The organism is Streptomyces sp. BK208, assembly GCF_004364245.1.
Lineage (GTDB): Bacteria > Actinomycetota > Actinomycetes > Streptomycetales > Streptomycetaceae > Streptomyces.
This window is the reverse complement of record NZ_SOAV01000012.1, coordinates 1-11,273: the sequence shown is the minus strand read 5'-3', so window position 1 is coordinate 11,273 and position 11,273 is coordinate 1. Positions and strand designations below refer to the sequence as shown.

At 70.2% G+C, this 11,273-nt stretch carries 11 protein-coding genes; 8 read left to right on the top strand and 3 right to left on the bottom strand.

Features of this window, described 5'->3' with window-relative positions:
- Nucleotides 1–35: 35 nt before the first annotated feature.
- Nucleotides 36–332, bottom strand: coding sequence for a DUF397 domain-containing protein (locus EV562_RS26500; RefSeq protein WP_133889386.1), 297 nt, complete (start codon nucleotides 330–332; stop codon nucleotides 36–38).
- Nucleotides 333–786: 454 nt separating this feature from the next.
- Here EV562_RS26500 and rpsO point away from each other — a divergent pair, with 454 nt between their 5' ends.
- From rpsO to EV562_RS26475, 5 genes are all read left to right on the top strand, one after another.
- Nucleotides 787–1,074: a 30S ribosomal protein S15 gene (gene rpsO / locus EV562_RS26495; RefSeq protein WP_003973291.1), complete on the top strand. Its 288-nt coding sequence runs from the start codon at nucleotides 787–789 to the stop codon at nucleotides 1,072–1,074.
- A gap of 281 nt (nucleotides 1,075–1,355) precedes the next feature.
- Entirely contained in the window at nucleotides 1,356–3,572 is a 2,217-nt protein-coding gene (locus tag EV562_RS26490; RefSeq protein WP_133889385.1) for a polyribonucleotide nucleotidyltransferase, read from the top strand.
- Nucleotides 3,569–4,948, top strand: a complete 1,380-nt coding sequence (locus tag EV562_RS26485; protein ID WP_133889384.1) for a pitrilysin family protein — start codon at nucleotides 3,569–3,571, stop codon at nucleotides 4,946–4,948. Before EV562_RS26490 ends, EV562_RS26485 begins: the two co-directional genes overlap by 4 nt.
- A gap of 29 nt (nucleotides 4,949–4,977) precedes the next feature.
- A complete protein-coding gene (dapB, locus tag EV562_RS26480; RefSeq protein ID WP_133889383.1) occupies nucleotides 4,978–5,730 on the top strand; it encodes a 4-hydroxy-tetrahydrodipicolinate reductase in 753 nt (250 codons plus the stop codon).
- 13 nt (nucleotides 5,731–5,743) lie between these two features.
- Nucleotides 5,744–6,199, top strand: a complete 456-nt coding sequence (locus EV562_RS26475; RefSeq protein ID WP_133889382.1) for a hypothetical protein — start codon at nucleotides 5,744–5,746, stop codon at nucleotides 6,197–6,199.
- A 76-nt stretch (nucleotides 6,200–6,275) separates the two neighbouring features.
- Here EV562_RS26475 and EV562_RS26470 read toward each other — a convergent pair whose 3' ends face one another.
- Nucleotides 6,276–6,830 (bottom strand): PH domain-containing protein, encoded by a 555-nt coding sequence (locus tag EV562_RS26470; protein ID WP_133889381.1) that lies wholly within the window; start codon nucleotides 6,828–6,830, stop codon nucleotides 6,276–6,278.
- A 118-nt stretch (nucleotides 6,831–6,948) separates the two neighbouring features.
- Entirely contained in the window at nucleotides 6,949–7,188 is a 240-nt protein-coding gene (locus tag EV562_RS26465) for a hypothetical protein (RefSeq protein ID WP_133889380.1), read from the bottom strand.
- Between the two features lie 224 nt (nucleotides 7,189–7,412).
- Here EV562_RS26465 and thyX point away from each other — a divergent pair, with 224 nt between their 5' ends.
- The 3 genes from thyX (at nucleotide 7,413) to EV562_RS26450 (ending at nucleotide 11,106) form a co-directional block, all read left to right on the top strand.
- Nucleotides 7,413–8,153 (top strand): FAD-dependent thymidylate synthase, encoded by a 741-nt coding sequence (gene thyX, locus EV562_RS26460; protein ID WP_133889379.1) that lies wholly within the window; start codon nucleotides 7,413–7,415, stop codon nucleotides 8,151–8,153.
- 216 nt (nucleotides 8,154–8,369) lie between these two features.
- A complete protein-coding gene (gene dapA / locus EV562_RS26455; protein WP_133889378.1) occupies nucleotides 8,370–9,269 on the top strand; it encodes a 4-hydroxy-tetrahydrodipicolinate synthase in 900 nt (299 codons plus the stop codon).
- 151 nt (nucleotides 9,270–9,420) lie between these two features.
- Nucleotides 9,421–11,106, top strand: coding sequence for a ribonuclease J (locus EV562_RS26450; protein WP_133889377.1), 1,686 nt, complete (start codon nucleotides 9,421–9,423; stop codon nucleotides 11,104–11,106).
- Nucleotides 11,107–11,273: the final 167 nt, after the last annotated feature.

The following is an 11,273-nucleotide window of genomic DNA, read 5'->3' as shown; positions in this document are numbered from 1 at the left end:
TCCGGCGGGGCAGCAGCGTCCGCCCGGCCGAAGCGTCAGCCGGCGTCTTTCCCGCTCTCCCGGGGCGCCGGCTCCAGGTCGAACTCCCCGTCCCGCGCACCGAGCACGAACGCCCGCCACTCCGCCTCGGTGTACCGCAGCACGGTGTCCGGGTCGAGGGACGACCGCATGGCGACCGCGCCGTCCGGGAGGTAGGCGATCTCGACCCGTTCCTCGTGGGTCTCGGTGCCGGGCGCGCTGTGCCATTCGACGCCGGAGATGTCCAGGGCGTAGAGCTCGTCCCGCTCCCTGTCCTTGCGTGCTCGGAGTTCCTTGTCCTCGACATCGGCCATCGGGGCTCCGGTCCTTCCTGCTGCGCCAACGAACTGTGCGGCTACCCTACTTGCTGCCCTTCCTGCCGAAGTGCCGTTCGCACACCTCTCACCAGGCAGGGAGTGACGGCACTGTCGACTCCTTGACATTCCGACTCGGCGACTCGCCGAGACACGACTCTCTCGGCCCGAAGACCTCCACCGTGCGCTTCGGCCTCCCACGCCCACTACGCACCTGCCCGGGCATCCACCTGCCGCCCGGGCCGGGACGTGCGGGCCGGTGACTCCCCGGGCCCGGGACGGGCGGTGCCTCCCGACTGGTACGCTGTGTGACGGCCGTATGTGTACGCGCCCCCGGAGCCCTCGAGCCCTGGAGGTCGCGCCCAGCGGATCCCCGCCTTCCGAGTCGTGGAAGATCCCCCGAGACGTAGACCGGGGGCACTCGGTGGCCAGTCACAGACCAAGAGGAGTACGCGTGTCGCTCGACGCCGCAGTGAAGAAGCAGATCATCACCGAGTTCGGTACCAAGGAGGGCGACACCGGCTCCCCCGAGGTCCAGGTCGCTCTGCTGTCCCGTCGGATCTCCGACCTGACCGAGCACCTCAAGACCCACAAGCACGACCACCACTCCCGTCGTGGTCTGCTCATCCTGGTCGGCCAGCGTCGCCGGCTGCTGCAGTACCTCGCCAAGAAGGACATCCAGCGCTTCCGTGCGCTGGTCGAGCGCCTCGGCATCCGCCGCGGTGCGGCGGGCGCCCGATAGCACGCCGTGAAGGGAGCGGTTCCCGACTCAAGGGGGCCGCTCCCTTTGCTGTACGTGCGCACTGTCGCCGCACCTTTGTAGTGTGGTAGCAGAACACCAGACGTACGAGGAGAAGCGGACCTCACGCCGCCGCCGGTCCTCGGTAGTGGCCCCCGGGGGCAGATCCCCGGGTGCTTCGATCGAAGACCGGCCCGCATTGCACGGAACGCTTCTCCGGCATCGTCCCCCCGCCACACGGGCGGCGTGGGACAAAAGACGACAAAGTATCGGAGAAATCACTAGTGGAGAACGAGACCCACTACGCCGAAGCCGTGATCGACAACGGCGCGTTCGGCACCCGCACCATCCGCTTCGAGACGGGCCGTCTGGCCCGTCAGGCCGCCGGTTCCGCCGTGGCGTACCTGGACGACGACACCATGGTGCTGTCGGCCACCAGCGCCTCCAAGAACCCGAAGGACCAGCTCGACTTCTTCCCGCTCACGGTGGACGTCGAGGAGCGGATGTACGCCGCCGGCAAGATCCCCGGCAGCTTCTTCCGCCGTGAGGGCCGGCCCTCCGAGGACGCGGTCCTCACCTGCCGCCTGATCGACCGCCCGCTGCGCCCGTCCTTCAAGAAGGGCCTGCGCAACGAGATCCAGGTCGTGGCCACGGTCATGGCCCTCAACCCCGACCACCTGTACGACGTCGTGGCGATCAACGCCGCGTCCGCGTCGACGCAGCTGGCCGGCCTGCCCTTCTCCGGCCCGATCGGCGGCGTCCGCGTCGCGCTGATCCGCGGCCAGTGGGTGGCCTTCCCGACGCACACCGAGCTCGAGGACGCCGTCTTCGACATGGTCGTCGCGGGCCGTGCCCTGGAGGACGGCGACGTCGCGATCATGATGGTCGAGGCCGAGGCCACCGAGAAGACCGTCAAGCTGGTCGAGGGCGGCGCCGAGGCGCCCACCGAGGAGGTCGTCGCCGCCGGTCTCGAGGCCGCGAAGCCCTTCATCAAGGTGCTCTGCCGCGCCCAGGCCGACCTCGCCGCCAAGGCCGCCAAGCCGACCGGCGAGTTCCCGATCTTCCTGGACTTCCAGGACGACGTCCTCGAGGCGCTGACCGGCGCCGTCCGCCCCGAGCTGGCCCAGGCGCTCACCATCGCCGGCAAGCAGGAGCGCGAGGCCGAGCTGGACCGCGTCAAGGGCATCGCCGCCGAGAAGCTCCTGCCGGAGTTCGAGGGCCGCGAGAAGGAGATCTCCGCCGCGTACCGCGCGCTGACCAAGTCCCTGGTCCGCGAGCGCGTCATCAAGGAGAAGAAGCGCATCGACGGCCGCGGTGTCACCGACATCCGCACCCTGGCCGCCGAGGTCGAGGCCATCCCGCGCGTGCACGGTTCCGCCCTGTTCGAGCGTGGCGAGACCCAGATCCTGGGCGTCACCACCCTGAACATGCTCCGCATGGAGCAGCAGCTGGACACCCTCTCCCCGGTGACCCGCAAGCGCTACATGCACAACTACAACTTCCCGCCGTACTCCGTCGGCGAGACCGGCCGCGTCGGCTCCCCGAAGCGCCGCGAGATCGGCCACGGCGCCCTCGCCGAGCGCGCCATCGTGCCGGTGCTGCCGACGCGCGAGGAGTTCCCCTACGCGATCCGCCAGGTGTCCGAGGCCCTCGGCTCCAACGGTTCGACGTCCATGGGCTCGGTCTGCGCCTCCACTATGTCGCTGCTGAACGCCGGTGTGCCGCTGAAGGCCCCCGTCGCCGGCATCGCCATGGGCCTGATCTCCCAGGAGATCAACGGCGAGACCCACTACGTCGCCCTCACCGACATCCTCGGTGCGGAGGACGCCTTCGGCGACATGGACTTCAAGGTCGCCGGCACCAAGGAGTTCGTGACCGCCCTCCAGCTCGACACCAAGCTGGACGGCATCCCCGCCTCCGTCCTGGCCGCCGCCCTCAAGCAGGCCCGTGACGCCCGCCTCCACATCCTCGACGTGATGATGGAAGCGATCGACACCCCGGACGAGATGTCCCCGAACGCGCCGCGGATCATCACCGTGAAGATCCCCGTCGACAAGATCGGTGAGGTCATCGGCCCCAAGGGCAAGATGATCAACCAGATCCAGGAGGACACGGGCGCCGACATCACGATCGAGGACGACGGCACCATCTACATCGGTGCCGCCCAGGGCTCGCAGGCCGAGGCCGCGCGCGCCACGATCAACGGCATCGCCAACCCGACCATGCCCGAGGTCGGCGAGCGCTACCTGGGCACGGTCGTCAAGACGACCACCTTCGGCGCGTTCGTCTCCCTGCTGCCCGGCAAGGACGGTCTGCTGCACATCTCGCAGATCCGCAAGCTCGCCGGCGGCAAGCGCGTGGAGAACGTCGAGGACGTGCTCGGCGTGGGCGCCAAGGTCCAGGTCGAGATCGCCGAGATCGACTCCCGCGGCAAGCTCTCCCTCATCCCCGTGATCGAGGGCGAAGAGGGCGACGACAAGAAGGACGACGCCGACCAGTGACGTCCCGTAGCGCCAAGGCGACGGCCCGCACCTCCTCGGAGGCGCGGGCCGTCGCCCGTACCCAAACGCTCATCAAGGGCGAGCACGGCATCGGCACGGTCCGCCGGACGACCCTCCCCGGCGGCCTGCGCATCGTCACCGAGACCCTGCCCTCGGTCCGCTCGGCGACCTTCGGCATCTGGGCCCACGTCGGCTCCCGCGACGAGACCCCCGCGCTGAACGGCGCCACCCACTACCTGGAGCACCTGCTCTTCAAGGGCACCCGCAAGCGCAGCGCCCTGGACATCTCCTCCGCCATCGACGCGGTCGGCGGCGAGATGAACGCGTTCACGGCGAAGGAGTACACGTGCTACTACGCGCGCGTGCTCGACACCGACCTGCCGCTCGCCATCGACGTCGTCTGCGACATGCTGACCGGCTCGCTGATCCAGGAGGAGGACGTCGACGTCGAGCGCGGCGCCATCCTCGAGGAGATCGCGATGACCGAGGACGACCCCGGCGACTGCGTGCACGACCTCTTCGCGCACACCATGTTCGGCGACAGCGCGCTGGGCCGCCCCGTCCTCGGCACCGTCGACACGGTCAACGCCCTCACCGCCGAGCGCATCCGCCGCTTCTACAAGAAGCACTACGACCCCACCCACCTCGTGGTCGCCGCGGCGGGCAACGTCGACCACGACAAGGTCGTACGACAGGTCCGTGCCGCCTTCGAGAAGGCCGGCGCCCTCAAGGACCCGGTGGCCCAGCCGCTCGCCCCGCGCGACGGACGGCGCACCGTCCGAGCCGCCGGCCGCGTCGAGCTGATCGGCCGCAAGACCGAGCAGGCCCACGTCATCCTCGGCATGCCGGGCCTGGCCCGCACCGACGAGCGCCGCTGGGCGATGGGCGTGCTCAACACCGCCCTCGGCGGCGGCATGTCCTCGCGCCTCTTCCAGGAGGTCCGCGAGAAGCGCGGCCTGGCGTACAGCGTGTACTCGTACACCTCGGGCTTCGCCGACTGCGGTCTCTTCGGCGTGTACGCGGGCTGCCGGCCCTCCCAGGTGCACGACGTGCTCAAGATCTGCCGCGACGAGCTGGACCACGTCGCCGAGCACGGCCTCACCGACGACGAGATCGGCCGCGCCGTCGGCCAGCTCCAGGGCTCCACGGTCCTCGGCCTGGAGGACACGGGCGCGCTGATGAACCGCATCGGCAAGAGCGAGCTGTGCTGGGGCGAGCAGATGTCCGTCGACGACATGCTGGCCCGGATAGCCTCGGTCACGCCGGACGACGTCCGCGCCGTCGCCCGTGACGTCCTGGGCCGCCGGCCGTCCTTGTCGGTCATCGGCCCGCTCAAGGACAAGCAGGCGGCCCGGCTGCACGACGCCGTCGCCTGACGGTCCCTTTCGAGAAGGAAGCATGTGACATGAGCAAGCTGCGCGTGGCCGTCCTCGGTGCCAAGGGCCGGATCGGCTCCGAGGCGGTACGGGCGGTGGAGGCCGCCGAGGACATGGAGCTGGTCGCCGCCCTCGGCCGGGGCGACGCCCTGGAGTCGCTGGCCGAGTCCGGCGCCCAGGTCGCCGTCGAGCTGACCACCCCCGCCTCGGTGATGGACAACCTCGACTACTGCGTGCGCCACGGCATCCACGCCGTCGTCGGCACCACCGGCTGGACCGACGAGCGCCTTGCCCGGCTGAACGCGTGGCTGGAGGCCTCCCCGGAGACCGGCGTGCTCATCGCGCCGAACTTCTCCATCGGGGCCGTGCTCACCATGAAGTTCGCGCAGATCGCCGCCCCGTACTTCGAGTCCGTCGAGGTCGTCGAGCTGCACCACCCGAACAAGGTGGACGCCCCCAGCGGCACCGCCACCCGCACCGCCCAGCTGATCGCCCAGGCCCGGCAGAAGGCAGGCGCCGCACCGGCGCCCGACGCCACTGCCACCGCCCTGGACGGCGCCCGCGGCGCGGACGTCGACGGGGTCCCGGTCCACGCGATCCGGCTGCGCGGTCTGCTGGCCCACCAGGAGGTCCTGCTGGGCGGCGAGGGCGAGACCCTCACCGTCCGGCACGACTCCCTGCACCACAGCAGCTTCATGCCGGGCATCCTGCTGGGCGCCCGCCGGGTGGTCACCACCCCGGGCCTCACCTTCGGCCTGGAACACTTCCTGGACCTGAACTGAGGCCCCGACCCCGATGCGCGCGAAGATCACCTACCTCGTCACGGCCGCCGTCCTGGTCTTCTACTTCGTCCTGGTCGGCAGCCGCGGCGTACTGCTCATCGAGACCGGCACCCTCCTCACGGTCACCTTCGGCGTCGCGGTGCTGATCCTGCCCGTGATCGGCCTGTGGTTCCTGTGGAAGAACACCCAGTTCGTCCGCCGGGCCAACCAGCTCGCCGCCGAACTCGACGCCGAGGGCGGACTGCCCGTCGACGAGCTGAAGCGCACCCCGAGCGGCCGGGTCGACCGGGAGTCCGCCGACGAGGTCTTCGCCCTGCGCAAGGCCGAGACGGAGGACGCACCCGGCGACTGGCGCACCTGGTTCCGCCTCGCCGTCGCCTACCACGACGCCCGCGACACCCCGCGCGCCCGCAAGGCGATGCAACGGGCGATCGCCCTCCACGACGGCAAGCACGTCGAGGTGGCCTGAGCAGGCGGCAGCCGAAAGGCCGGGGCCCGGACCGCACAGCTGCGGTCCGGGCCCCGGCCTTTCGTCGTCCGGGCGCTCAGCCCCGGCGGTACTCGTCCGCCCACGCCTCCACCGCGTCGGCCGCCCGGTTGAAGGCGCCGTCGCGGGCGAGGAAGTCGGAGTTGTGCGTGGTCAGCAGCGGCGTCATGGGCTCCGCCGTCCGGCCCTGCCGCACGAGCAGCAGCGCCTGGCCCTGCACCGTGCGCGGCAGCCCGAGCCAGCGCACCGGCTGCTGCACCGTGCGCACACTGGCGACCTGCTGCCAGGCCACCGTGCGCGTGGTGAAGAAGCCCACCTGCCGCACCCCGTGCGCGCTCACCCACACGCCCATGCGCAGCATCCGCAGGGCGCACACGATGACGACGCCCGCGATGCCGAAGACCAGCCCGGCGGCGGACGGCCCGCCCGTCACCGCGATGATGACCGCCGCGAACAGGACGAACGAGGCGAGCAGCAGCATCAGCGCCGCCGCCCCCACGCGCCACGGTCCCGGCCGGTAGGGCCGGCGCCACAGGTCGCGGTCGTCGAACGGCAGCGCGACGTCGTCGGCCGTGTCAAAGGCGCGGTCGGCCGTCAGGAAGGGCAGGGGCACGGCTGGTCCTCACTCGTTCCATGGCAAGTGTTGTGCCCGGTGAGGCTACCGACCTGTGTCTCGGGTCACCACCCTCGGGGGCCCGTACGGAGGCCGGGCCGACGGCGGTGGTCGCGCCTCAGCGTCCCTCGGACGCCTGTGACGGCTGCTTGTGCGAAGCGGGCTGGTCGGCCGACAGGGCCGGCATCCCGATCACCAGGGAGCCCACGAGGCCGGCGGCGACGGTGAGGCCGAGCAGCCAGCGTCCGGCCAGCTGGCCGAAGGACGCCCGCTCGCGCGGCGGGGGTGTGACATTGCTGCGGAACCTGTCGGCTTCGGCGACGAAGGCGAACGGCACGGGTTCACGCCGGCGGATCATAGGGACTGCGTCTCCCTTCAGGGACTGGATTCAAGTGCTGTTACTCATACAGACGAACGAACCGCCCTCCAGGTGCCCTGTTTCACCGACTTCATCGCGGCACGGCACCGAACGCCCGATTCGGTGCCCCACGGCGGGCCGTAGAGTGGCCTCGCCAAGCGAGGAGACGCGCGCCGAGTGACCCGACGGGCGCCGTGCGACGAGATGGGAAGGCCCTCCACACCGTGACCGACACCCCCGCCGACGATTTCAAGATCGACCTGCGCAGCGAGATCACCGTAGAGCTGGTCAAGAGCGCCGCGACCGACTCCGACGTGCTGTTCGCCGCCCGCGTCTCGACCGCCGGGGAGCAGTCCCTGGACGAGCTGAAGAAGGACCCGGAGCGCTCCAAGGGCCTGATCAACTACCTCATGCGGGACCGGCACGGCAGCCCGTTCGAGCACAACTCGATGACCTTCTTCGTCAGCGCGCCGATCTTCGTCTTCCGGGAGTTCATGCGGCACCGCGTCGGCTGGTCCTACAACGAGGAGTCGGGCCGCTACCGGGAGCTCCAGCCGGTCTTCTACGTGCCGGACGCCTCCCGCAAGCTGGTGCAGCAGGGCCGCCCCGGCAAGTACGTCTTCGTCGAGGGCACCCCCGAGCAGCACGAGCTGGTCGGCGGCGCGATGGAGGACTCCTACCGCCAGGCCTACGCGACGTACCAGAAGATGCTCGCCGCCGGCGTCGCCCGCGAGGTGGCCCGCGCGGTCCTCCCCGTCGGGCTGTACTCCTCGATGTACGCGACCTGCAACGCCCGCTCCCTGATGCACTTCCTGGGCCTGCGCACCCAGCACGAGCTGGCGAAGGTGCCCTCCTTCCCGCAGCGGGAGATCGAGATGGTCGGCGAGAAGATGGAGGAGGAGTGGGCCCGCCTGATGCCGCTCACCCACGCCGCCTTCAACGCCAACGGCCGCGTCGCGCCGTAGCCCGCGGCCTCCGGACCGCCGGACCGGGCACAGATGTACGCATCAACCATGCGAAGTGTCCGGATTGCGGCGTTTGGAGAAGTTCACTTAGCCTGATCAAAGGGACCCGGCACTGCTTGAACCCCCGAGCAGGCAGTGCCGGGCTCCACTTCCGTACCGTCCTGCCGCCTCCCCCGAGGGCAGACCCCGCTCTGAGCAACGAGTAGCGTGTAACCCATGGCTCCGACCTCCACTCCGCAGACCCCCTTCGGGCGGGTCCTCACCGCCATGGTCACGCCCTTCACGGCGGACGGCGCACTCGACCTCGACGGTGCCCAGCGACTCGCCGCCCACCTGGTGGACGCAGGCAACGACGGCCTGATCATCAACGGCACCACCGGCGAGTCGCCCACCACCAGCGACGCGGAGAAAGCGGACCTCGTACGAGCCGTCCTGGAGGCCGTCGGCGACCGGGCACACGTCGTCGCCGGAGTCGGCACCAACAACACCCAGCACAGCATCGAGCTGGCCCACGCCGCCGAGCGCGCCGGTGCACACGGCCTGCTGCTCGTCACGCCGTACTACAACAAGCCTCCGCAGGAGGGCCTCTACCTGCACTTCAAGGCGATCGCCGACGCCTCGACACTGCCGGTCATGCTCTACGACATCCCCGGCCGCAGCGGTGTCCCGATCAACACCGAGACTCTGGTCCGCCTCGCCGAGCACCCCCGGATCGTCGCCAACAAGGACGCCAAGGGCGACCTCGGCCGCGCGAGCTGGGCCATCGCACGCTCCGGCCTCGCCTGGTACTCCGGCGACGACATGCTCAACCTGCCGCTGCTCGCCGTGGGCGCGGTCGGCTTCGTCTCCGTCGTCGGCCACGTCGTCACCCCGGAGCTGCGCGCCATGGTGGACGCGCACGTCGCGGGTGACGTACAGAAGGCGCTGGAGATCCACCAGAAGCTGCTCCCGGTCTTCACCGGCATGTTCCGTACCCAGGGCGTCATGACCACCAAGACCGCGCTCGCCCTCCAGGGACTGCCCGCCGGTCCGCTGCGCGCCCCCATGGTCGGCCTCACGCCGGAGGAAACCGAGCAGCTCAAGATCGATCTTGCCGCCGGCGGGGTACAGCTCTGACATCAGACTTCGCACCACCGCACGACCGACGGACTTCACAACTGAATAGGCGGGCCACCGGTGCCCGCACCCCACCGACAACTGCTTCTGCACGAACGTCATGCGCGCCACGTGCCCACCGGTACGTGGCGCGTGTGGTGAGGAGAGTCTTTTGAGTCATCCGCATCCTGAACTGGGCCGGCCCCCGGCGCTCCCCAAGGGCGGCCTGCGGGTCACGCCGCTGGGCGGCCTCGGCGAAATCGGCCGCAACATGACGGTCTTCGAATACGGCGGCCGTCTGCTGATCGTCGACTGCGGCGTGCTCTTCCCCGAGGAGGAGCAGCCCGGCATCGACCTGATCCTGCCGGACTTCTCGTCCATCCGGGACCGCCTCGACGACATCGAGGGCATCGTCCTGACCCACGGCCACGAGGACCACATCGGCGGCGTCCCCTTCCTCCTCCGCGAGAAGCCGGACATCCCGCTGATCGGCTCCAAGCTGACCCTCGCGCTCATCGAGGCCAAGCTCCAGGAGCACCGCATCCGCCCGTACACCCTCGAGGTGGCGGAGGGACACCGTGAGCGCGTCGGTCCCTTCGACTGCGAGTTCGTCGCGGTCAACCACTCCATCCCGGACGCGCTGGCCGTCGCCATCCGCACCCCGGCGGGCATGGTCGTCCACACCGGCGACTTCAAGATGGACCAGCTTCCGCTGGACGGCCGCCTCACGGACCTGCACGCGTTCGCCCGGCTCAGCGAGGAGGGCATCGACCTGCTCCTCGCCGACTCGACCAACGCCGAGGTGCCGGGCTTCGTCCCGCCCGAGCGGGACATCTCCAACGTCCTGCGGCAGGTCTTCGCCGGCGCCCGCAAGCGGATCATCGTCGCCAGCTTCGCCAGCCACGTCCACCGCATCCAGCAGATCCTGGACGCCGCGCACGAGTACGGCCGCCGGGTCGCCTTCGTCGGCCGCTCCATGGTCCGCAACATGGGCATCGCGAGAGACCTCGGCTACCTGAAGGTCCCGCCGGGCCTGGTGGTCGACGTCAAGACGCTCGACGACCTGCCCGACAGCGAGGTCGTCCTGGTCTGCACGGGCTCCCAGGGCGAACCGATGGCGGCCCTGTCCCGCATGGCCAACCGAGACCACCAGATCCGCATCGTCAACGGCGACACGGTGATCCTGGCCTCGTCCCTCATCCCGGGCAACGAGAACGCGGTGTACCGCGTGATCAACGGCCTCACCCGCTGGGGCGCCAACGTCGTCCACAAGGGCAACGCCAAGGTCCACGTCTCGGGCCACGCCTCGGCCGGCGAGCTGCTGTACTTCTACAACATCTGCCGCCCGAAGAACCTGATGCCGGTCCACGGCGAATGGCGACACCTGCGCGCCAACGCCGAGCTGGGTGCGCTGACCGGAGTCCCGCACGACCGGATCGTCATCGCCGAGGACGGCGTGGTGGTCGACCTGGTCGAGGGCAAGGCGAAGATCACCGGCAAGGTCCAGGCCGGATACGTCTACGTCGACGGCCTCTCGGTCGGTGACGTCGGCGAACCGGCCCTGAAGGACCGGAAGATCCTCGGCGACGAGGGCATCATCTCGGTCTTCGTGGTCATGGACTCCTCCACCGGCAAGATCACCGGTGGTCCGCACGTCCAGGCCCGTGGCTCGGGCATCGAGGACTCGGCCTTCACCGCGGTGCTCCCCAAGATCACCGAGGCACTCGAGCGCTCGGCCCAGGACGGTGTCGTAGAGCCCCACCAGCTCCAGCAGCTGATCCGCCGGACCCTCGGCAAGTGGGTCTCGGACACCTACCGGCGCCGGCCGATGATCCTGCCTGTCGTCGTGGAGGTCTGACGGGTCGTCGGCTCGCCGACAGCGTCAACCTGGAGCGGGGGGGGGGGGGGGGTGGGGGGGGGGGGCCCCCCCCCCCCCCGGGGGCCCCCCCCCCCCCCCGGCCCCCCCCCCCCCACGGGCGGGGGGGCCCCCCCCGGGGGGGGAGGCCACACCACAACAAAGAAGGA